General features: G+C 63.6%; 20 protein-coding genes and 2 pseudogenes. 14 read left to right on the forward strand and 8 right to left on the reverse strand.

The genetic code is table 11. The features are described 5' to 3' along the window. Nucleotides 1–39: 39 nt before the first annotated feature. Nucleotides 40–981 carry a LysR family transcriptional regulator gene (locus CCOS191_RS10575; protein ID WP_046855147.1) on the reverse strand — a complete coding sequence of 314 codons (942 nt, stop codon included), beginning with the start codon at nucleotides 979–981 and terminating at the stop codon, nucleotides 40–42. A 140-nt stretch (nucleotides 982–1121) separates the two neighbouring features. Here CCOS191_RS10575 and CCOS191_RS10580 point away from each other — a divergent pair, with 140 nt between their 5' ends. From CCOS191_RS10580 to CCOS191_RS10590, 4 genes and pseudogenes are all read left to right on the forward strand, one after another. Continuing rightward, a complete protein-coding gene (locus CCOS191_RS10580; protein WP_046855148.1) occupies nucleotides 1122–2351 on the forward strand; it encodes an acyl-CoA dehydrogenase in 1230 nt (409 codons plus the stop codon). Between the two features lie 178 nt (nucleotides 2352–2529). Then, nucleotides 2530–2718, forward strand: a pseudogene (locus CCOS191_RS28575) (PAAR domain-containing protein); the annotation flags it as partial. Nucleotides 2719–2973: 255 nt separating this feature from the next. Beyond that, on the forward strand, nucleotides 2974–3942 hold the full coding sequence (locus tag CCOS191_RS10585; protein ID WP_331711978.1) for a hypothetical protein: 969 nt from the start codon (nucleotides 2974–2976) through the stop codon (nucleotides 3940–3942). 943 nt (nucleotides 3943–4885) lie between these two features. Continuing rightward, on the forward strand, nucleotides 4886–5284 hold the full coding sequence (locus CCOS191_RS10590) for a hypothetical protein (protein WP_046855150.1): 399 nt from the start codon (nucleotides 4886–4888) through the stop codon (nucleotides 5282–5284). Between the two features lie 123 nt (nucleotides 5285–5407). On the opposite strand, the pseudogene CCOS191_RS27190 reads toward CCOS191_RS10590, so the two are convergent. Both CCOS191_RS27190 and CCOS191_RS10595 read right to left on the reverse strand, forming a co-directional pair. Beyond that, a pseudogene (locus CCOS191_RS27190) lies at nucleotides 5408–5730 on the reverse strand (SPFH domain-containing protein); the annotation flags it as partial. Between the two features lie 68 nt (nucleotides 5731–5798). Then, a complete protein-coding gene (locus CCOS191_RS10595; protein ID WP_046855151.1) occupies nucleotides 5799–7211 on the reverse strand; it encodes a purine-cytosine permease family protein in 1413 nt (470 codons plus the stop codon). A 271-nt stretch (nucleotides 7212–7482) separates the two neighbouring features. On the opposite strand from CCOS191_RS10595, the gene CCOS191_RS10600 reads away from it, so the two are divergent. Further along, nucleotides 7483–7908 carry a bifunctional (p)ppGpp synthetase/guanosine-3',5'-bis(diphosphate) 3'-pyrophosphohydrolase gene (locus CCOS191_RS10600; protein WP_023631215.1) on the forward strand — a complete coding sequence of 142 codons (426 nt, stop codon included), beginning with the start codon at nucleotides 7483–7485 and terminating at the stop codon, nucleotides 7906–7908. 6 nt (nucleotides 7909–7914) lie between these two features. On the opposite strand, the gene CCOS191_RS10605 is transcribed toward CCOS191_RS10600, so the two are convergent. From CCOS191_RS10605 to CCOS191_RS10615, 3 genes are all read right to left on the reverse strand, one after another. Then, nucleotides 7915–8604 carry an endonuclease gene (locus CCOS191_RS10605; RefSeq protein ID WP_046855152.1) on the reverse strand — a complete coding sequence of 230 codons (690 nt, stop codon included), beginning with the start codon at nucleotides 8602–8604 and terminating at the stop codon, nucleotides 7915–7917. Between the two features lie 6 nt (nucleotides 8605–8610). Next, entirely contained in the window at nucleotides 8611–8853 is a 243-nt protein-coding gene (locus CCOS191_RS10610) for a DUF1654 domain-containing protein (RefSeq protein ID WP_046855153.1), read from the reverse strand. 225 nt (nucleotides 8854–9078) lie between these two features. Beyond that, entirely contained in the window at nucleotides 9079–10167 is a 1089-nt protein-coding gene (locus CCOS191_RS10615) for an asparaginase (protein ID WP_046857749.1), read from the reverse strand. Nucleotides 10168–10509: 342 nt separating this feature from the next. On the opposite strand from CCOS191_RS10615, the gene CCOS191_RS10620 reads away from it, so the two are divergent. The 7 genes from CCOS191_RS10620 to CCOS191_RS10650 all read left to right on the forward strand — a co-directional run bounded on the left by CCOS191_RS10620 (nucleotide 10510) and on the right by CCOS191_RS10650 (nucleotide 17641). Then, nucleotides 10510–11457, forward strand: a complete 948-nt coding sequence (locus tag CCOS191_RS10620; RefSeq protein ID WP_046855154.1) for a sugar ABC transporter substrate-binding protein — start codon at nucleotides 10510–10512, stop codon at nucleotides 11455–11457. 126 nt (nucleotides 11458–11583) lie between these two features. After that, nucleotides 11584–13137, forward strand: coding sequence for a sugar ABC transporter ATP-binding protein (locus CCOS191_RS10625; RefSeq protein ID WP_046855155.1), 1554 nt, complete (start codon nucleotides 11584–11586; stop codon nucleotides 13135–13137). Continuing rightward, complete coding sequence (locus CCOS191_RS10630) at nucleotides 13134–14126, forward strand: ABC transporter permease (RefSeq protein WP_046855156.1); 993 nt, start codon at nucleotides 13134–13136, stop codon at nucleotides 14124–14126. Before CCOS191_RS10625 ends, CCOS191_RS10630 begins: the two co-directional genes overlap by 4 nt. A gap of 4 nt (nucleotides 14127–14130) precedes the next feature. Beyond that, a complete protein-coding gene (locus tag CCOS191_RS10635) occupies nucleotides 14131–15156 on the forward strand; it encodes a LacI family DNA-binding transcriptional regulator (protein WP_046855157.1) in 1026 nt (341 codons plus the stop codon). A 9-nt stretch (nucleotides 15157–15165) separates the two neighbouring features. Further along, complete coding sequence (gene rbsK / locus CCOS191_RS10640) at nucleotides 15166–16074, forward strand: ribokinase (protein WP_046855158.1); 909 nt, start codon at nucleotides 15166–15168, stop codon at nucleotides 16072–16074. Beyond that, nucleotides 16071–16475, forward strand: a complete 405-nt coding sequence (rbsD, locus tag CCOS191_RS10645; protein ID WP_046855159.1) for a D-ribose pyranase — start codon at nucleotides 16071–16073, stop codon at nucleotides 16473–16475. Before rbsK ends, rbsD begins: the two co-directional genes overlap by 4 nt. A 155-nt stretch (nucleotides 16476–16630) precedes the next feature. After that, nucleotides 16631–17641 (forward strand): nucleoside hydrolase, encoded by a 1011-nt coding sequence (locus tag CCOS191_RS10650; RefSeq protein ID WP_046855160.1) that lies wholly within the window; start codon nucleotides 16631–16633, stop codon nucleotides 17639–17641. On the opposite strand, the gene CCOS191_RS10655 is transcribed toward CCOS191_RS10650, so the two are convergent. Beyond that, nucleotides 17613–17825 (reverse strand): hypothetical protein, encoded by a 213-nt coding sequence (locus CCOS191_RS10655; protein ID WP_046855161.1) that lies wholly within the window; start codon nucleotides 17823–17825, stop codon nucleotides 17613–17615. The two genes, CCOS191_RS10650 and CCOS191_RS10655, sit on opposite strands and share 29 nt — an antisense overlap. Nucleotides 17826–18112: 287 nt before the next feature. Between CCOS191_RS10655 and CCOS191_RS10660 the strand changes: the two genes are divergently transcribed. Next, entirely contained in the window at nucleotides 18113–18430 is a 318-nt protein-coding gene (locus tag CCOS191_RS10660; RefSeq protein WP_046855162.1) for an I78 family peptidase inhibitor, read from the forward strand. A gap of 49 nt (nucleotides 18431–18479) precedes the next feature. Here CCOS191_RS10660 and CCOS191_RS10665 read toward each other — a convergent pair whose 3' ends face one another. Beyond that, nucleotides 18480–19094 (reverse strand): NAD(P)H-dependent oxidoreductase, encoded by a 615-nt coding sequence (locus CCOS191_RS10665; RefSeq protein WP_046855163.1) that lies wholly within the window; start codon nucleotides 19092–19094, stop codon nucleotides 18480–18482. A gap of 93 nt (nucleotides 19095–19187) precedes the next feature. Between CCOS191_RS10665 and CCOS191_RS10670 the strand changes: the two genes are divergently transcribed. Further along, the gene (locus CCOS191_RS10670) at nucleotides 19188–19784 is read left to right on the forward strand and encodes a TetR/AcrR family transcriptional regulator (protein ID WP_046855164.1); all 597 of its coding nucleotides are present in this window, start codon (nucleotides 19188–19190) and stop codon (nucleotides 19782–19784) included. Nucleotides 19785–19787: the final 3 nt, after the last annotated feature.

The following is a 19787-nucleotide window of genomic DNA, read 5'->3' on the forward strand; positions in this document are numbered from 1 at the left end:
CTCCTGGGTTCAGAGGCAATCACCGACAGTGTAGGCGACTCAGGCCGATGCGATTGTCGGGCTTGCCTGCTCCTGGTCGTCCTGGGCCACCACCCGCTCGCACAACTCGATGATCTGCTCGCGCATCCAGCGGTTGGCCGGGTCCTGGTCGGTGCTTTCGTGCCAATAGAGGTGGGTCTCCAGCGCCGGTACCTCCACCGGCAGCGGTTGGTGGCGCAACTGGTGGCGGCGGGCGAAACGCTCGGGCACGGTCATCACCATGTCGGTCTGCTGCAGAACCTGAGATGCCATCAGGTAGTGCTGCGAACGCAGGGCGACACGGCGCTGCACGCCCATCTTGCCCAGGGCCAGGTCCACATAGCCCAGGCCGTTGCGACGGCTGGAGATATGGATGTGGGTCATGGCCAGGTAGTTGTCCAGGGTCAGCTTGCTGTCGGCCTGGGGGTGGCCGGGGCGCATGGCGCAGACGTAGCGGTCCTGCATGAGTTTGACGTGACGCACCTGCGGGTCGGTGTTCAGCGGCGCGTCGACGGCGAAGTCCAGGCGCCCGGCGGCCAGTTCCTTGGTGGTCTCGCGGCGCTTGCACAGGAAACTCTCGATCACCAGTGCCGGGGCGAGCCGCCGCAGGCGCTGGAACAGCGGCGGCAGGATCACCGCCTCGGTGAGGTCGGTCATGCTGATGCGGAAGGTCTTGCTCGCCTGCAGCGGGGTGAAGATGCGGCTTTCCTGTACCGAGGTGCGCAGCAGCGACAGCGCGTTGCGTACCGGGCCGATGATGTTCTGGGCCATGGGCGTGGGCACCATGCCCTGGGCGGTGCGCACGAACAGCGGGTCGTTGAACGTCTCGCGCAGCCGTGACAGGGCGTTGGACACCGCCGGCTGGGTGATGCCGACGATCTGCCCGGCGCGGGTCAGGTTGGCTTCGGTGTAGATCGCGTCGAAGACGATGAACAGGTTGAGGTCGACCTTGCTGAGGTTCATGGGCGCCGCTCTTTGTTGGAGTTATGGATCGATCATATATTGGTTATGAATGTTTATACACGAAGAAAATAGACTAGGTGGATGAAGGGTGGCTGTTCTAGGCTCAGGTCCATGTTCTTCATTGACGGAAGGTAGCCCCGATGGATTTCGCCTATTCGCCCAAGGTCCAGGCACTGCGCGAGCGCGTCAGCGCATTCATGGATGCATACGTCTACCCGGCCGAGCCGGTGTTCGAGCGCCAGGTTGCCGAGGGCGACCGCTGGCAGCCTACCGCGATCATGGAGGAGCTCAAGGCCAAGGCCCGCGAGGAAGGGCTGTGGAACCTGTTCCTGCCCGAATCCGAATATGGCGCAGGGCTGAGCAACCTTGAGTACGCGCCGTTGGCCGAGATCATGGGCCGTTCGCTGCTGGGGCCCGAGCCGTTCAACTGCTCGGCGCCGGATACCGGCAACATGGAAGTGCTGGTGCGCTACGGCAGCGAGGCGCAGAAGCGCCAGTGGCTCGAGCCGCTGCTGCGTGGCGAGATCCGTTCGGCGTTCGCCATGACCGAGCCGGACGTGGCCTCTTCGGATGCCACCAACATGGCCGCCACCGCCGTGCGCGACGGTGACGAGTGGGTGATCAACGGCCGCAAGTGGTGGACCTCCGGCGCCTGCGACCCGCGCTGCAAGGTGATGATCTTCATGGGCCTGTCCAACCCCGACGGCCAGCGTCATCAACAGCACTCGATGATCCTGGTGCCCACCGACACAGCCGGCGTGAAGATCGTCCGCCCACTGCCGGTGTTCGGCTACGACGACGCGCCACACGGCCATGCCGAAGTGTTGTTCGAGAACGTGCGAGTGCCTTACGAGAACGTGCTCCTCGGCGAGGGCCGTGGCTTCGAGATCGCCCAGGGCCGCCTCGGGCCTGGGCGCATCCACCATTGCATGCGTTCGATCGGCATGGCCGAACGCGCCCTGGAGCTGATGTGCAAACGCTCGGTCGAGCGCACCGCCTTTGGCCGGCCGCTGGCGCGGCTGGGTGGCAACGTCGACAAGATCGCCGACTCGCGGATGGAGATCGACATGGCCCGGCTGCTGACCCTGAAGGCCGCCTACATGATGGATACCGTCGGCAACAAAGTGGCGCGCAGCGAGATCGCCCAGATCAAGGTGGTGGCGCCGAACGTGGCACTGAAGGTGATCGATCGGGCCATCCAGATCCATGGCGGGGCAGGGGTGAGCGGTGATTTCCCGCTGGCCTACATGTACGCGATGCAGCGCACCCTGCGCCTGGCCGACGGACCGGATGAGGTGCACCGGGCGGCGATCGGCAAGTATGAAATTGGCAAGTATGTGCCGAAGGAAATGTTGCGTAGCGGGCACTGAAGGGCATTGTGACCAGCCCGCTCAGGTTAGGCTGCACGCCTGAACAGGCTGGTTACAGGGTTGGTTTTAAGACTTTTCTCTAGTCAAAGTAGGAAATGTCTCTTTCACTTTTTCTCGGGTAACAGGGCGAACTTCATTTGTTAGGTTCTTGAGCTTTCAGCGCAAAAGGAACCTGCTCATGTATCGCGTTAGTCTTGACGGGAAAGGCCAGGCAGTAGATGGCGATGTCACCACCACGGGTGCAATCTGCATTGCCAGCGGTGAGGGTTACATCTGTGATGGGCGAAAGGTCCTGCGGGTCGGGGACTCGACTACCGAATGTCCGCTCTGCTGCCAACCTGGCGTCGTTGTAGAGGGTTACCTCGGGTGGATTTCCGACGGTCAGCCACTGGCGATGGATGGTTCACTGGTTGCCTGTGGCTGCCCGAACGGCAGTAACAGGGTAGTTGCTCCTTTGGGTGGAATGGCGCCATGCCGTCATCCCATGCATGGCAGGCAGACAAACGCGGCGACGGTCCCCGGCGCCCGCACTCTCCATGCCCAAGCCAACGCACAGATGCCTGGCGCCATCGCGTTTGCGCAAGTCGGGTTGGAACCCGGTTTTCATATCGTTCCCCGTAGCATGTCCGGCCCTCAGGTACTGGCGCAGTTGTTGGCGCAGGACAGCACACTGCCTATTGCACGCATCCAGCGCCTGAACCCTACCTTCGACCAAGGTTTCAAGGCCGGTGAAATCTTCATCCTCGGTGACCCCGACAACCACCACGCCTGCACCCGCGAGGAAGCCGACCTGATGGCTGCGGCGCAGCAGGCGCGGGAGGCACTGGCTGTGCTCGACGAGCAGGAGGCCAACTTCATGATGCAGCACATTGGCGAGATCGCTGGAGTGCTCAATGGTGCGAGTCAATCCATGGGCGTGGGCAAGGACATGCTGTCACGTGGGCTGGGGCAGGTGGGAGATACGCTCAAAGGGCTGGAAAGCCTGCATCAGCGCGAGTTCACCTTGCATGGGCATCTCAATAGCCCGCAATTCTTCGAATCACGTCGAGCGCTCTATCAGCAATTGAATGCGCAGCTACGTAGTGCGTTTCTAGGCAAATATTTGAACCTCGCTGGGCATGAAAGCCTGCGTAAGAGCTTGAGTATCTCTACTAAAAGCCTCGTGCATCACTGGTCGAAGGCTGGCACGCCGGGAGCGATACCGGGGTATGCGACGCATTTGGATGAAGTGGCGAAGATGTCGAAATATTTGAAGTATGGGGGGCATGTGGCAGTGGGCTTGGGGGCGACGTCTTCCTATTTGAAAGTGCAACAGGTTTGCAGGGCAGGGAGCGTCGAGGCCTGCAGGAAAGTTCGTTTTACCGAGGTCGGAAATTTTTCTGGTGGAGTGGTCGGGGGAATTTATGGTGCTAAAGCAGGTAGCTTGGTAGCCACATTTACATGTGGAGCCGTAGGTGCAGCTACAGCCGGTATAGGTGGTGCTGTTTGTGGTGTGGTTCTGGTGGGGGCTGGTTCCTATCTGGGAGCCTCAAACCTTGGCAAGGGAGGCGAGTGGTTGGGAGAGTTCTTATATGAGTGGCGGGCGAAATGAGTAGTTTCTGGTCGTCAGGTTGGGCTTTTATGTTCATGGGGGTGCCATTTATATTCTGTTTAATCGGACTAATTATGAGTATTTTCCTTGCTCGCGGTGAATGTTATCGCCAAGTGATTGGGGCGCTACCTAAAAGCGTGTGGGTTGAACAGCAGAGGCGTTATCTCGATGAGGCGAGTTTCAAATATAGGTGGCATTTGGTGAATACGATAAGTGGGGCGTTTCTCTGTCCGTCTTATGTTGTTAGGAAAGGGCTTTTCGAGGAGGAGGAAATTAGGAGGTTTCCTCATGGTCTTCGGCGACTTATGGTGGTTTCTGCATGGTTGTCTCTTGCCGGTTTTTTGTGGTTGGTGCTTGCAATTTGGCTGTTGACGTTCACACGGGCAGACTGATGGATTTACCATTTTCCGGACACCTTAAAAGTAGGCTTCATGAAGCTTGCCGTGCGGATTAAACTGCGGAGTTGCAGCAGCCGGGGGGCTTCCTTCGGGGGAAGGGGTAGGCGAATTGTTGTGCGAGGCTGCATATGATTGTCTTGAGCCATTGGCCATCTGGGCTGAGGATTGCGATACTATTAGTGCCATTCGTGAGTGTGTTTATCGGTATTGTTCTAATTACGTATATGGCCTCTTCAAGGCAATTCGATGTTATGTGTGCGGCACTTCATCGGAGTCAGTGTCTGCGTGAGGAGCTGAAGAAGGGGGGAGGTTACACTTTGAAATTTCGATCTATGACGGTTAGTGCTATGACGGGTGAACTATTGTGGCCGACTTTGTCAATTAGGAGAGGTAGTCTGAATGCTGAAGACTATCGTGAGTTTCCGGTCTATCTCAAAAGGCGTATGAGGGTTGCGGCTTTTTATATTTTTACTGCCTTGAGTGAATCGGCGCTTATTGTTGCTTTCGTTGATTTTACTCGACCTTGAAACTCTGTGTGTGCGCTTATGATTGATTTGAGCTGGTGGCCTGTGGAGTTGAGGATAGCGTTGCTACTCGCTCCATTCGTTATTGGACTGGCCGGGCTTGCGATTGACTTGCATATTGCAGGCTCGCGCCATTTTAAGGTGATGTGCGACGCGTTGCAGCGCAGTGAAGGTCTTCGCGAAGAGCTGAGAAACGGTGGTGCGCTGACGCTAAAGTTTCGACTGATGACAGTTTGTGCTATGACGGCTGGGATGTTTTGGCCTGCGTTAGGTATTCGTCAGGGGTGGCTGAACCCGGAAGATAGTCGTGATTTTCCGGTCTACCTGAAAAAGCGCATGAAGCTAGGTATGTACTGCATTCTGATCGCTGTTGTCTGGATGGCTTTCGTTGCTCTCCTTGTGCAGTTCAAGCGTGTCTAATGCCTCCTTGTACCGCTGGGTTGTACGAACGTTGCCTATTGCAGATGCTCATGCCGGTCCGACCAGCGCGCCCCGCATTGGAAGAGTTCCAGGTACCAATGCGGGCGTGTTTATTCAGGGCGTCTTGAGGTCCAGGGCGCCGTCGGCGTTGAGGGAGGCCTCGCGTGCATAGGATTCCGCGTCGGCGGTGATCTTGGTGGCCTCGGCGTTGACCTTGGCCTTGTCACGAAGCAACTCGGCGGTTTGCTTGCCGCTCTCGGCCCGACGTTTTCCCGTTCGACGTTGATCAGCGTGAGCTGCTTCTCGGTCTCGGTCTCGGCTTCGGTGGTACGTTCGGTCTGCCGGCGCTTGGCCTCGACGTCTTTGGCGCCGCGGGCGGAGACCAGCTCCTTCTCTTCTTCTTCCCTGAGCCGGTTCTGCCGCGCTACGGCCAGTTCGGCCAGCGCCAGCTTGCCTGGCAAGGGCAAAAGACCCGCCGCAGCGGGTCCTCTTGGCAATTTTCAGCCCGGCGGACTCAGATCCCCGCCGCCAGCTTCGCACTCACCTGCCGACGACGATACGCGCTGTCGCGGCTGGCCAGCCACCAGTACAGCGGCGAGGTGATCGCCAGCCCCACCAGCCACGACAGGTCGGCGCCGTTGATGTGTACGGACACCGGCCCGACATACAGCGGCGTGTTCATGAACGGGATCTGCACCACGATACCCACCGCGTAGGCGATCAGCGCCTGGGGGTTGTAGCGCCCGTAGATGCCGCCGTCGACCTTGAAGATCGAGTCGATGTCGTAGTCGCCCTTGTGGATGACATAGAAGTCGATCAGGTTGATCGCCGTCCACGGCACCAGCACCACCAGCAACACCAGCACCATGTCGACGAAGTGGCCGATGAAGTCCGCCGAGGCGAACACCGCCACCACGCAGCAGGCCGCCAGGACGACCAGGGACAGCACGGCGCGGCTCTTGGCAGTGGGGATCCAGCGGTAGGCGAAGGTCTGCACCAGGGTGATGATCGACAGCACCGCGCCGTACAGGTTGAGGGCGTTGTGGCTGATCACGCTGAGCAGGAACAGCACCAGCATCAGTGGGCCGAGGGTGCCGGTGGCAAGCTTGACCGCGTCCATGGTGTCCATCCCGGCAGGGATCGCCAGCACCGCCACCGCGCCGAAGATGAACGACAGGCTCGAGCCCAGGGCCGAGCCCAGGTAGGTGGTCCAGAAGGTCGAGGAAACCTTCACGTCGGCCGGCAGGTAGCGCGAGTAGTCCGACACGTAGGGCGCGAAGGCGATCTGCCACAGCGCCGCCAGGGACACGGTGGCCAGCCAGCCGGCCAGGTTGAAGCCGCCACGGGTGAGGAAATCGTCGCTCTGCACGTGGCTGAAGATGTAACCGAAGCCGACCACGATACCGATGCCCAGCACCCAGGTACCGATGCGGTTGAGCACGTGGATGAAGCGGTAGCCGATGATACCGATGATGCCCGAGCCCAATGCACCGATGACGATGCCCACGGACACCGGCACCGTCTCGATCACGCCATGCAGCGACTTGCCGGCCAGGACGATGTTGGAGGCGAAGAAGCCGATGTACATGACTCCGGCGATCACCACCACCAGCAGGGCGCCGAGCGAGCCGAACTGGGCGCGGCTCTGGATCATCTGCGGGATGCCCATTTGCGGGCCCTGCGCCGAATGCAGGGCCATGAGCACGCCGCCGAGCAGATGGCCGACCAGGATGGCGACGATGCCCCACACCAGGTTGAGGTGGAACAACTGCACGCCCAGCGCGCCGGTGACGATGGGCAGCGGCGCGATGTTGCCGCCGAACCACAGTGTGAACAGATCCCTTACCTTTCCATGGCGGTCTTGCGGCGGCACGTAGCCGATCGTGTGTTTCTCGATGAGGGGTGCCGAATTGGCTGCACTGGTCATGACTGACTCCAAGGCAAGGTGGGGCATCGGGGGAGGCCCGGGTGCGTGCCGGCAAGGGGCGACGCGTTCTTGTTGGGGCGATGATGCGGGGTGGGCGGGTATCGAGAAATTAGTAAATTTGTGCTCATGAGCCTTAAAAAACCTAAGGCTGGCAAAAGCTTCGGCGGTGTCGGCGCAAGCTCGCCGGCATGACGCGCTGGCGCTGGGTGAACACGCCCGTGGCGCAACGGCTATGCTGTCTAGTGCGCGGGTTGAGTAGGGGGAGCGACTCATGGCGACGCTGGAGCGGGCCATCGCGATGGCCATCAAGGCACACGAAGGGCAGTTCGACAAAGGAGGGGCGGCTTACATCCTTCACCCGCTGCGGGTGATGGGGCGGGTGATCACCCCCGAGCAGCGCATCGTCGCGGTGTTGCACGATGTGCTGGAAGACACGCCGCTGACCCTGGCCGACCTCGCCCGTGAAGGTTTCCCGCTGAAGATCCTCGCCGCGCTGCTGGCGCTGAGCCGGCGCGAGGGCGAGAGCTACGAGGCGTTCGTCATTCGCCTGGGTGTGGACCCCTTGGCGCGCCAGGTGAAGCTGGCGGACCTGGCCGACAACAGCGACCTTTCGCGCATCCCCTGCCCAGGCCCGGCCGATGTGGCCCGGCTGTGCCGGTACCAGCAGGCCAGCGCCTACCTGCAGACGCTGGCCTGAGGGCCTTCAGCCGCAGGCCTTGAGGTTGACCGGGCCGACGAAGGCGTTGCCGCGCCCCATCACACATGCCACCTGCTGGTTGCGCTGCAGCTCCCAGGCCTGCGGCGGGTAGGTCTTGTTCCAGGCCTCGAACAACTGGCGGTCCTGTTTGGACAGGCGCAGGTCGTACTGCTTGCTCATGTAGAAATAGGTGCGCGCGATCATCCCGCGGATCGACGGGCGTGGCATGACCTTCTTGGCCTTGAAGTCGACCTGGGTCAGGCAACTGCCGTACTGGCCATGCTGCTCGGGCAACCAGCCGAAGCTGAAGTTGCTGCGGTCACCGTTGACCTCGCCGATGCTCGGCACCAGGTTGTGCAGGTCGGCCTCGGCCCGCTGGTAGACCTTGTCGTTGCGCGAGCAGTTCTTGCGCCCGCCGTCCTGCCAGCACTGGCGCTGATGGCCGATCTGCCAGGCCGGGACAATGTGTTCCCACTCGATGCGCGAGGCACGGTTGAGGTTCTTGCGCGGCGCATAGCCGCAGGACGCCAGGTCGACCTTGTTGCCCTGGTACTTGCAGCCGCAATAAAACTCGGTGGACTGCGGCGCGTACAGCTTCCAGGCGACCTTCTTGGCCTCCTGGAAGGTGCGCGGGGCGTCGGCGTGGGCGAGGGGGGTGAGCAGCAGCAGGCAGGCAGCGAAAAGCGAAACTCTCATGTGCAATCAGTCTTCCTTCGGCACGGTCCAGAACACCTGCACGCCGCCATCGTCGCGGTGGGCGAGGGTGACGTTGTCGTTCTCGGCGATTTCCTCGAGCAGCGTGGCCCAGTCGTCGGGCGATTCGTGTTCCAGGCGGAAGATCAGGGCGGCGCGGCTGCGCTGGGCGGTGGGGCTGTTGATGATCTTCTGGATGCGCTGACCCAGTAGTTCATAACTGCTTGGCGACGCTGGGGCGGGTTTGGCCACGGGGCTGTTCCTTGTTTTGCTGTATGCACATACAGTATTTCACTGTAAGCCATTTCGCAACAGCAGGTAGGATGAAAGCCGTATAAGACCGTGGTAGAGGGATTGGTTCCATCGAAGACATCGCGGGGCCGGCCCGTTCCCACAAAATCGCCGCAGACTTGTGGGAGCGGGCTGGCCCCGCGAGGGGCCGGTATGTTCAACACACCAGCCCGAGGTACATGCCGATCAGTATTCCCAGAAGATCCGCTGCAGCTCTTTGCTGTCCTGGGTCTTGGTCATTGCGACCATTGCCAGGATCCGCGCCTTCTGCGGGTTCAGGTCATGGGCCACGACCCAGTCGTTCTTGTCGTCAGGCTGTTCGGCGTTGCGCAGCACGAAGCCGCCCTGGTTGACGTGGGACGAACGGATGATCTGCACGCCTTCCTTGCGCAGCTCCTGCAGCGCCGGCACCACGCGCGACGATACCGAGCCATTGCCGGTGCCGGCGTGGATGATCGCCTTGGCGCCACCCTGGGCCAGCGCCTTGTAGGCGGTGTCGGTCACGTTGCCGTAGCCGTAGGCGATATCCACGGCTGGCAGCTTGCTGATGGTCTTGATGTCGAACTCGGAGTTGACGGTGTGGCGCTTGGCCGGCAGGCGGAAGAAGTACGACTTGCCCTCGACCACCATGCCCAGCGGGCCCCACTGGCTCTTGAAGGCTTCGGTCTTGATATTGACCGACTTGCTCACGTCACGGCCGGACTGGATCTCGTCGTTCATGGTTACCAGCACGCCCTTGCCGCGGGCGTCCTTGCTGCTGGCCACGGCCACGGCGTTGTACAGGTTGAGCATGCCGTCGGCGGACATCGCGGTGCCCGGGCGCATCGAGCCGACCACGATGATCGGCTTGTCGGTCTTCTCCACCAGGTTGAGGAAGTAGGCGGTTTCTTCGAGGGTGTCGGTGCCGTGGGTGATGACGATGCCATCGACGTCCTTGCTGTCGGCCAGTTCGGCGACGCGCTTGCCCAGCTTGAGCAGGTCGTCGTTGCCGATGCTTTCCGAGGCGACCTGCATCACCTGCTCGCCGCGCACGTTGGCCAGGTCCTTCAGCTCTGGCACGCCGGCGATCAGCTTGTCGATGCCTACCTTGGCGGCCTGGTAGGTGGCGCTGTTGGCGGCGCTGGCGCCAGCGCCGGCGATGGTGCCGCCGGTGGCGAGGATGACCACGTTGGCGAGTTTCTGTTGTTGCGCGGCTTCCTTGGCGGAAACGCCGGTCGGCAGTACCAACAGCAGCGCCAGGGCGCTCGGTGCGAAGGTCTTGATAGCGGATTTCATCATTACTGCTTCTCTCTTCCTGGGTGAGATGTGCGTTATGTCGCACTGGGGTAAAGGCAGATTTCGTACCAGCAACTACCGTTCGTCGAATTTCATCTGGAAACCCCTGTTGCGACTGGGGGTACTCGAAGCGACCATGGGGTCAAGCCGATCCCGTGGTGTTCGGCTGACCGAACAAGCGAAGGAAATGTGTTCGGTTTTTCGGACAAATTGCGGATAATCCGACCGGCGTAGCCGTGGCTGCCTACGCAATGGATTTGACAAAAGCGGGGCCTGTTTACATAGTTAGTCACCGCAAACGTTTGCGATCCGATAAAAACCACAAGATTCGGAGTCATTTCCATGAAGCTGCCGTTTTCCGGCCGTCCGCTGGCCCTCGCCGTTCTGTCGTCGCTGATGTTCTCCCTGCCTGCCGCCCACGCCGAGGAGGCGCCTAAGGTCGCCCTGGTGATGAAATCCCTGGCCAACGAGTTCTTCCGCACCATGGAAGACGGCGCCAAGGATTATCAGAAAACCCATGCCAGCGAATTCGAGCTGGTCGCCAACGGCATCAAGAACGAGACCGATACCGGCGAGCAGATCCGTATCGTCGAGCAGATGGTCAACTCGGGCGCCAAGGCGCTGGTCATCGCCCCGGCCGACTCCAAGGCGCTGGTATCGGCGGTGAAGAAGGCCATGGACAAGGGCGTGATCGTGATCAACATCGATAATCGCCTCGATCCCGAAACCCTCAAGAGCAAGGGCATCAGCGTGCCGTTCGTAGGCCCGGACAACCGCAAGGGCGCGCGTATGGTCGGCGACTACCTGGCCCAGCAAAAGCTCAAGGCCGGTGACCAGGTCGGCATCATCGAAGGCGTGCCGACCACCACCAATGCCCAGCAGCGCACCGCCGGTTTCAAGGACGCCATGGAAGCCGCGCAGATGAAGATCGTCTCGGTGCAATCCGGCAACTGGGAGATCGACAAGGGCAACGCCGTTGCCGCCTCGATGCTCAACGAATACCCCGATCTGAAGGCGCTGCTGGCCGGCAACGACAGCATGGCCCTTGGCGCCGTCTCGGCCGTGCGCGCAGCCGGCAAGACCGGCCAGGTGCAGGTGGTCGGCTACGACAACATCAAGGCCATCGAGCCGATGCTCAAGGACGGCCGCGTGCTCGCCACCCTCGACCAGGCGGCCAGCGAGCAGGCGGTGTTCGGCATCCAGGCGGCGCTGAAGATGCTCAAGGGCGAGCAGCCCGGCGTGGATGCCGACAATGTCATCCAGACCCCGGTCAAGCTGATTACCAAGTGACAAAGTGGTCTCTGTAGGAGCGGCTTCAGCCGCGATGCAGGCACTGCGGTGCCTGGCACCCGCTTCGCGGGTGATCGCGGCTGAAGCCGCTCCTGCAGGGGGGTATGTCTATCTAGGAGAATGGCCATGTCAGTACCGGCCAATGAAACCGTGCTAGCCGTCAGCGGCCTGGGCAAGACCTACGCCCAGCCCGTGCTCGGTGATGTCACCCTCGAGCTGCGCGGCGGCGAGGTGCTGGCCCTGACCGGCGAGAACGGCGCGGGCAAGTCGACCCTGTCCAAGCTGATCAGCGGCCTGGAGATTCCCACCACCGGGCAGATGCTCTACCGCGGCCAGCCCTACGCCCCCGGCAGCCGCGCCGAGGCCGAGCGTCTCGGCGTGCGCATGGTGATGCAGGAACTCAACCTGCTGCCGACGCTGACCGTGGCCGAGAACCTGTTCCTCGACAACCTGCCCAGCCGCCTCGGCTGGATCAGCCAGAAGCGCCTGCGCCAGCTGGCCACCGCGGCCATGGCCCAGGTCGGCCTGGATGCCATCGACCCGGACACCCCCGTCGGCGAGCTGGGCATCGGCCACCAGCAGATGGTCGAGATCGCCCGCAACCTGATCGGCGACTGCCATGTGCTGATCTTCGACGAACCCACGGCCATGCTCACCGCCCGCGAGGTGGAGCTGCTGTTCACCCAGATCGAGCGCCTGCGCCAGCGCGGCGTGGCCATCGTGTATATCTCCCACCGCCTCGAAGAACTGCATCAGGTGGCCCAGCGCATCGCCGTGCTGCGCGACGGCAAGCTGGTGTGCGCCGAGCCGATCCAGCGCTACAACAGCGAGCAACTGGTCAACCTGATGGTGGGGCGCGAGCTGGGCGAGCATATCGACCTGGGCCAGCGTACGATCGGCGCGCCGTTGCTCAAGGTCGACAGGCTCAGCCGTGGTGACAAGGTCCGCGAGGTGTCGCTCGAGGTCAGGGCAGGGGAGATCTTCGGTATCTCAGGCCTGATCGGTGCCGGGCGCACCGAGCTGCTGCGCCTGATCTACGGCGCCGACCGCGCCGACAGCGGCCAGGTCGCCCTCGGCCAGCCGCCGGTACCGGTGACCATCGATTCGCCCAAGGCGGCGGTCAAGGCTGGCATTGCGCTGATTACCGAGGACCGCAAGGGCGAAGGCCTGCTGCTGAGCCAGTCGATCAGCGCCAATATTGCCCTGGGCAACCTCGGCGCCGTGTCCCGTGCCGGCGTGCTCGACGCGGACGCCGAGCGTGAGCTGGCCGAGCGCCAGATCGGCGCCATGCGCATCCGCAGCGCCAGCCCCGCCCAGGCCGTGGGCGAGCTGTCCGGCGGCAACCAGCAGAAGGTGGTGATCGGCCGCTGGCTGGAGCGCGACTGCCAGGTACTGTTGTTCGACGAGCCCACCCGCGGCATCGACGTCGGTGCCAAGTTCGACATCTACGGCCTGCTCGCCGAGCTCGCCCGCCAGGGCAAGGCCCTGGTGGTGGTGTCCAGCGACCTGCGCGAGCTGATGCTGATCTGCGACCGTATCGCCGTGCTCAGCGCCGGCCGCCTGATCGACACCTTCGAGCGCGACCATTGGACCCAGGACCAACTGCTTGCCGCCGCCTTCGCCGGCTACCAGAAACGTGATGCCCTGCTGCACGACGCAGCCCCCAGGATGGACGCATGAAAACCACAACAAACACCTCGGGCGCCGCGCCAGTGCGCCGCAGCGGCACCTATTTCGGCCTGGGCACCTACCTGGGCCTGGCCGGCGCCTTGCTGGCGATGATCGTGCTGTTCTCGTTGCTGAGCAGCCATTTCCTGTCCTATGCCACCTTCAGCACCCTGGCCAACCAGATCCCCGACCTGATGGTGCTGGCGGTGGGCATGACCTTCGTGCTGATCATCGGCGGCATTGACCTGTCGGTCGGCTCGGTACTGGCCCTGGCGGCCTCGGCCGTCAGCGTGGCGATCCTTGGCTGGGGCTGGGGCGTGCTGCCCGCCGCCTTGCTCGGCATGGCCGTGGCGGCCTTGGCCGGCACCGTCACCGGCAGCATCACCGTGGCCTGGCGCATCCCTTCGTTCATCGTCTCGCTGGGTGTGCTGGAGATGGCCCGTGGCCTGGCGTACCAGTTCACCGATTCGCGTACCGCGTATATCGGCGATGCCTTCGCCTGGTTCTCCAACCCGATCGCCTTCGGTATTTCCCCGGCCTTCATCATCGCCTTGCTGGTGATCGTGCTGGCCCAACTGGTGCTGACCCGTACCGTGTTCGGCCGCTACCTGATCGGTATCGGCACCAACGAAGAGGCCGTGCGCCTGGCCGGTATCGACCCACGCCCCTACAAGATCCTGGTGTTCGCCCTGATGGGCGTGCTCGCCGGTCTTGCCGCGCTGTTCCAGATTTCGCGCCTGGAGGCCGCCGACCCCAATGCCGGCTCGGGCATGGAGCTGCAGGTGATCGCTGCCGTGGTGATCGGCGGCACCAGCCTGATGGGCGGGCGCGGCTCGGTCATCAGCACCTTCTTCGGCGTGCTGATCATTTCGGTGCTGGCCGCCGGCCTGGCCCAGATCGGCGCCTCTGAGCCGACCAAACGCATCATCACCGGGGCGGTCATCGTCATCGCCGTGGTACTCGACACTTATCGCAGCCGGCGTGCGAACCGGCGGAACTGAAACCATGGCAACCATCAAAGACGTCGCGGCACTTGCGGGTATTTCCTACACCACCGTGTCCCATGTACTGAACAAGACTCGCCCGGTCAGCGAGCACGTGCGGCTGAAGGTCGAGGCGGCGATCGCCGAGCTCGACTACGTGCCCAGCGCCGTGGCCCGTTCGCTGAAGGCCCGCAGCACCGCCACCATCGGCCTGCTGGTGCCCAACAGCGTCAACCCGTATTTCGCCGAGCTGGCCCGGGGTATCGAGGACGCCTGCGAGCGCAACGGCTATTGCGTGATCCTGTGCAACTCCGATGACAACCCGCAGAAGCAGCGCAGCTACCTGCGCGTGCTGCTGGAAAAGCGCATTGATGGCCTGATCGTCGCCTCGGTGGGCGAAGACCAGGACCTGCTCGACAGCCTCAGCGGCGTGCGCACGCCGATGGTCATCGTCGACCGGGCCCTGGAAGGCGTCGAGGCCGACCTGGTGCGCATCGACCACGAGCAGGGCGCCTACCTGGCCACCCGCCACCTGCTCGAGCTCGGGCACCGCGAGATCGCCACCATCGGCGGCCCGGTGGACACCGGGGTCAGCCAGCTGCGCCTGGCCGGGTTCCGCCGGGCGATGGCCGAGGGCGGCGTGCGCATTGCCCCGGGCCATGTACTGCACAGCGACTTCACCAGCCTCGGCGGGCATGCCGCCGCGGCGCGCCTGCTCGATGGCGAGCGGCCCACGGCGATCTTCGCCGGCAACGACATGATCGGTTTCGGCGTGCTGCGTGCCGCCGCCGAACGCAATATCGACGTGCCCGGCGAGCTGTCGGTGATCGGTTTCGACGACATCGAACTGAGCCGCTACGTGTACCCGGCGCTGACCACGGTCGGCCAGTCGATCCGCGAGCTGGGCGAGAGCGCCGCCGGGCTGTTGCTGTCGCGCATCGTCACGCCGCGCCGCGACGGCGCCGCCGAACAGCGCATCGTCGCCCCGCGCATCGTGCTGCGCGAATCCACCGGGCCACGCCCGGACCTGTTCAACGATTACCGTTAAGGAATGCCCATGGATGCCAAGGTGGTAGTGGTCGGCAGCCTCAACATGGACCTGGTGGCCCGCGCCCAGCGCCTGCCCCGGGGAGGCGAGACCCTGACCGGCGACAGTTTCTTCACCGCGCCCGGCGGCAAGGGCGCCAACCAGGCGGTGGCCGTGGCCCGACTGGGCGCCAGCGTGGCGATGGTCGGCAACGTCGGCGACGACGCCTACGGTCAGCAACTGCGCCAGGCGCTGCTCACCGAGGGTATCGATTGCCAGGGTGTGAGCGTGTGCCCGGGTGTGTCCAGCGGCGTGGCACTGATCGTGGTGGATGCCGCCAGCCAGAACGCCATTGTCGTGATCCCCGGCGGCAACGGCCTGCTCAGCCCCGAGTCGGTGAGCCGTTTCGATGCACTGCTGCAGCGCGCCGAAGTGATCATCTGCCAGCTGGAGGTCCCGAGTACCACCGTGGCCTGGACCCTGGCCCGCGGCCGCGAGCTGGGCCGCACGGTGATCCTCAACCCGGCGCCGGCCAGCGGGCCGCTGCCAGCGGAGTGGTATGCCTACATCGATTACCTGATCCCCAACGAGAGCGAAGCCGAGGCCCTGGCCGGGGTGCGGGTCAACGACCAGGAAAGTGCCCGTCGCGCGGCCGAGCGGCTACGCCAGCTGGGGGCGGGGAAGGTGATCGTCACCCTTGGCGGCGATGGCGCCTTGCTGGTCGACGCCAGCGGCAGCCGGCACTTCCCGGCCCCACGGGTGCAGCCGGTGGACACCACGGCGGCCGGCGACACCTTTGTCGGCGGCTTTGCCGCTGGCCTGGCGCGGGGCTTGTCGGAAGACGAGGCGATCAGCTTCGGCCAGCGCGCCGCCGCATTGTCGGTGACCCGGGTCGGCGCGCAGCCGTCCATTCCCCTGTTGAAGGAGCTGGCGCCATGAAGAAGACGCCGTTGCTGAACATCGCCCTGTCGCGGACCATTGCCGGGCTCGGCCATGGCGACATCCTGGTGATCGGCGACGCCGGCCTGCCGGTGCCGCCAGGCGTCGAGCTGATCGACCTGGCGCTGACGCCGGGTATCCCGGATTTTGCCAGCGTGTTGCGCGTGGCACTGAGCGAGATGCAGGTCGAACGGCATGTGCTGGCCGATGAAGTGTTCCAGGCCCTGCCGCCAGGGTTGGCCGAGGTCGAGCGTTTGCACGCGGGCGGTGAGCTGGGCCAGCGCCAGGTGTTGAGCCATGCCGACTTCAAGACCCTGTGTCGCCAGGCCCGGGCCGTGGTGCGCACCGGGGAGTGCAAGCCCTACAGCAACATTGCCCTGGTGGCTGGCGTCACTTTCTAGACCGAATGCGAGGGCTTGCGCCCTCGATCGCCGGCAAGCCGGCTCCCACAGGTCGGGCGCAACCTCGGGCTGCATCTGTGGGAGCCGGCTTGCCGGCGAAAGGGCCGCGAAGCGGCCCCTTGTGAATCCATCCCCCTAGCAACAAGGAGTGCTGAATGTCCCTCAAGAACCTGCTCCAAGGAGCCGTCCTCATGTCCGCGCTGGCCGCGACTTCCCTCATGGCCGCGCCCCGCGACCTGATCATCGACACCGACCCCGGCGCCGACGACGTCGTCGCCCTGCTGCTGGCCATGGCCTCGCCCGAGGAACTGAAGATCCGCGCCATCACCACCGTGGCCGGCAACGTGCGCCTGGAGAAAACCTCGCGCAACGCCCGCCTGGCCCGTGAGTGGGCTGGCCGCGAAGAGATCCCGGTGTACGCCGGGGCAGGGCGGCCGATGGTGCGCACGCCGATCTACGCCGCCAACGTGCACGGCGAGGAAGGCCTGACCGGCGTCCAGGTCCACGAGCCGAAAAAACCGCTGGCCCAGGGCAACGCCGTGCAGTACCTGATCGACACCCTGAGCGCCGCCGAGCCTCACAGCATCACCGTCGCCATGCTCGGCCCGCAGACCAACCTGGCCCTGGCATTGATCCAGAAGCCGGAGATCGTCAACGGCATCAAGGAAGTGGTGGTGATGGGCGGCGCACACTTCAACGGCGGCAACATCACGCCGGCGGCGGAATTCAACCTGTTTGCCGACCCGCACGCCGCCGAGGTGGTGCTGGCCAGTGGCGTGAAACTCACCTACCTGCCGCTGGACGTCACCCACAAGGTGCTCACCAGCGACGCGCGCCTCAAGCAGCTCGCCGCGGTCAACAACAATGCCAGCAAGCTGGTGGTGGACATCCTCAACGCCTACATCAAGTTCGACATGGACAACTACGGCATGCCCGGCGGCCCGGTGCACGACGCCAGCGTCATCGCCTACCTGCTCAAGCCCGAGCTGTTCAAGGGCCGCCAGGTGCACATGGTGGTCGACAGCCGCGAAGGCCCGACCTTCGGCCAGACCATTGCCGACTGGTACGGCGTGCTCAAGCAGCCGGCCAATGTGATGTGGATCGAGGAGGGCGACGCCCAGGGCTTCTTCGACCTGCTCAGCGCCCGGCTGGCCCGATTGAAATAGTGTCGTGGTGCGCGTAGCGCTCGAACACCTGGTCGATGAAGCTACGCGCCGCCTCGCTGCCACGATCGCGTACCAGCAGGTCGATGGCGATCAGCAATAGCTCCTCGGGGGTTCCCGGGCTGTAGGCGCTCTGGCCTTCGTCCCACTTGACCTTGATATCGGCGTCGATGCTGTGGCTGCTCATGGGGCGGTTCTCGCTTGGGCCTGGGTGATAGGTCGAATACCGCGTCCTGGCGTTCGAAGGGGAGGTGTTTCATGCTCCACTTCTTGCAGTAAATCATGCCTTTGCGCAACCGGATCTGCGACTTAGGCATAAGCCCTGCGTTTGGCCGAACCTGCGGTTCGGTGCAAAATCCGGTGACGATTGCGTTTCGCATCCCCTGGCCGAGTCAGGCAGAATCTCTGGTTTTGCAACAAAACGTTGGCGAAACTGTCGCATAAGGCAGTTCCCGGATCGATTTAGGAGGATTCATGTTCCGTACCCGCGCTTCCCTGGCGACCCTGCTGGTGGCTACCGTCCTGGCAGGTTGCAGCACTGGTGGCTCTTCGGGCGCCAGCGCCCCTGCCGCCCCGGCCGGCAATGACGGCCGCTGCGAAGCCAGTGGCGCCGATTTCACCGTCGGCAAGCCGGCCAGCGCCGAGCTGTTGGAGCAGGCGCGCAAGGCCAGCGGCTCGCAGATGGCACGCATCCTCAAGCCGCACGATGTGATCACCCTGGAATACCGCTCCGAGCGATTGAACCTGAATGTCGATGACAAGGGTGTGGTGACCCGCGTCAACTGCGGCTGATTGCCTGCACGCTGTCACCTGGCGCGGGCTGGCCCGCGCCTTCCCGCCCTCATTCCACGCTTGCAGGTTCGCGCCGTTCCTCGCGAGTGAACAAACCCTCTCCCAAGGCGCGCGCGGCTCGCAGATGCCGTGCCGGATCCTGTCCTTCGCTGTCGTCCAGCAACGTCGAACTCAACACTTGAGCGCCGCAGTAATCGAAGATGCCGTGCTCGATCTGCACGCGCATGGCCTCGCCGTAGCCGTGGCGCTCGAAGGTGCCGGCATCGGCCCCGGCAACGCCGATCAGGTGCGCGGTCAAACCGTGCAGGCGCTTTGTGGTACTACCGTCCGCGGCCTGGTAGAAGGCCCAGCCATTGCTGAAGACACGTTCGACCCAGCCCTTGAGCAGGGCCGGGAGCGACCACCAGTAGATGGGATAGACCAGCACCACGGTGTCGGCGCGTTCGATACGCGCCTGCTCGGCCAGCACATCGGCCGGCGGCGGCCCAAGGCGGCGGTGCACGGCGTGGTCGGCCAGGCTGAAACGGGGGTCGAAACCTTCACGGGCCAGGTCGGCGAACTCGCTGGTGTGACCGGCCGCGCGCAACTCTTCGGCAACCTGTTGGGCAAGGGCATGGGTAAGGGAGTCGGTGTCGTGGTGACCGATGACGATCAGGGCATGCATGGCGGAATCTCCAGAATCAGGATGCGAGGGCCTCGGGAGCGTTATATACTCCCAGTAAGTTACGTTTAGTAAGTTACTTTTGGTAGGTAATCGATGTCAAGCGAGGAAAAGACCGCGCCGCGCAAACGCCTGTCCCGCGAGGAGCGTCGCCGGCAGCTGCTGGATGTGGCCTGGCAGCTGGTGCGCGAAGAAGGCACCGATGCCCTGAGCCTGGGGCGTCTGGCCGAGCAGGCCGGGGTGACCAAGCCGGTGGTGTATGACCACTTCGAAACCCGCAACGGATTGTTGCTGGCGCTGTACCAGGAGTACGACGCACGCCAGACGGCGATGCTCGACAAGGCCCTGGCCGGTTGTCCGGCGGACCTGCCGGGGCGGGCCTGGGTGATCGCCGAGGCTTATGTGGACTGCGTGGCGACCCAAGGGCGCGAGATCCCCGGTGTCAGTGCGGCATTGGCCGGCTCGCCGGAGCTCGAGGCGCTCAAGCGCGGCTATGAAGGGCCGTTCATGGACAAATGCCGGGAAGCCTTGGCGCCGTTCGCACCGGGTGGCGATATCGGCGTGGCCGGCCTGTGGGTGCTGGTAGGGGCGGCGGAGGCGCTGTCCCTGGCGGCGGCGGCCGGCGAATTGGCCGCCGAGGCCGCCAAGCGCGAATTGCAGGCGACCATCGAGGCGATGGTCCTGCGTCAGTAACTG

Origin of the sequence: Pseudomonas sp. CCOS 191 (assembly GCF_001007005.1) — a bacterium.
Lineage (GTDB): Bacteria > Pseudomonadota > Gammaproteobacteria > Pseudomonadales > Pseudomonadaceae > Aquipseudomonas > Aquipseudomonas soli.

What these genes read in the sequence shown, in the direction of transcription:
- CCOS191_RS10575 (WP_046855147.1), bottom strand. Translation starts at nt 981, where the DNA reads ATGAACCTCAGCAAGGTCGACCTCAACCTGTTCATCGTCTTCGACGCG.
- CCOS191_RS10580 (WP_046855148.1), top strand. Translation starts at nt 1,122, where the DNA reads ATGGATTTCGCCTATTCGCCCAAGGTCCAGGCACTGCGCGAGCGCGTC.
- CCOS191_RS10585 (WP_331711978.1), top strand. Translation starts at nt 2,974, where the DNA reads ATGTCCGGCCCTCAGGTACTGGCGCAGTTGTTGGCGCAGGACAGCACA.
- CCOS191_RS10590 (WP_046855150.1), top strand. Translation starts at nt 4,886, where the DNA reads ATGATTGATTTGAGCTGGTGGCCTGTGGAGTTGAGGATAGCGTTGCTA.
- CCOS191_RS10595 (WP_046855151.1), bottom strand. Translation starts at nt 7,211, where the DNA reads ATGACCAGTGCAGCCAATTCGGCACCCCTCATCGAGAAACACACGATC.
- CCOS191_RS10600 (WP_023631215.1), top strand. Translation starts at nt 7,483, where the DNA reads ATGGCGACGCTGGAGCGGGCCATCGCGATGGCCATCAAGGCACACGAA.
- CCOS191_RS10605 (WP_046855152.1), bottom strand. Translation starts at nt 8,604, where the DNA reads ATGAGAGTTTCGCTTTTCGCTGCCTGCCTGCTGCTGCTCACCCCCCTC.
- CCOS191_RS10615 (WP_046857749.1), bottom strand. Translation starts at nt 10,167, where the DNA reads ATGAAATCCGCTATCAAGACCTTCGCACCGAGCGCCCTGGCGCTGCTG.
- CCOS191_RS10620 (WP_046855154.1), top strand. Translation starts at nt 10,510, where the DNA reads ATGAAGCTGCCGTTTTCCGGCCGTCCGCTGGCCCTCGCCGTTCTGTCG.
- CCOS191_RS10625 (WP_046855155.1), top strand. Translation starts at nt 11,584, where the DNA reads ATGTCAGTACCGGCCAATGAAACCGTGCTAGCCGTCAGCGGCCTGGGC.
- CCOS191_RS10630 (WP_046855156.1), top strand. Translation starts at nt 13,134, where the DNA reads ATGAAAACCACAACAAACACCTCGGGCGCCGCGCCAGTGCGCCGCAGC.
- CCOS191_RS10635 (WP_046855157.1), top strand. Translation starts at nt 14,131, where the DNA reads ATGGCAACCATCAAAGACGTCGCGGCACTTGCGGGTATTTCCTACACC.
- rbsK (WP_046855158.1), top strand. Translation starts at nt 15,166, where the DNA reads ATGGATGCCAAGGTGGTAGTGGTCGGCAGCCTCAACATGGACCTGGTG.
- rbsD (WP_046855159.1), top strand. Translation starts at nt 16,071, where the DNA reads ATGAAGAAGACGCCGTTGCTGAACATCGCCCTGTCGCGGACCATTGCC.
- CCOS191_RS10650 (WP_046855160.1), top strand. Translation starts at nt 16,631, where the DNA reads ATGTCCCTCAAGAACCTGCTCCAAGGAGCCGTCCTCATGTCCGCGCTG.
- CCOS191_RS10655 (WP_046855161.1), bottom strand. Translation starts at nt 17,825, where the DNA reads ATGAGCAGCCACAGCATCGACGCCGATATCAAGGTCAAGTGGGACGAA.
- CCOS191_RS10660 (WP_046855162.1), top strand. Translation starts at nt 18,113, where the DNA reads ATGTTCCGTACCCGCGCTTCCCTGGCGACCCTGCTGGTGGCTACCGTC.
- CCOS191_RS10665 (WP_046855163.1), bottom strand. Translation starts at nt 19,094, where the DNA reads ATGCATGCCCTGATCGTCATCGGTCACCACGACACCGACTCCCTTACC.
- CCOS191_RS10670 (WP_046855164.1), top strand. Translation starts at nt 19,188, where the DNA reads ATGTCAAGCGAGGAAAAGACCGCGCCGCGCAAACGCCTGTCCCGCGAG.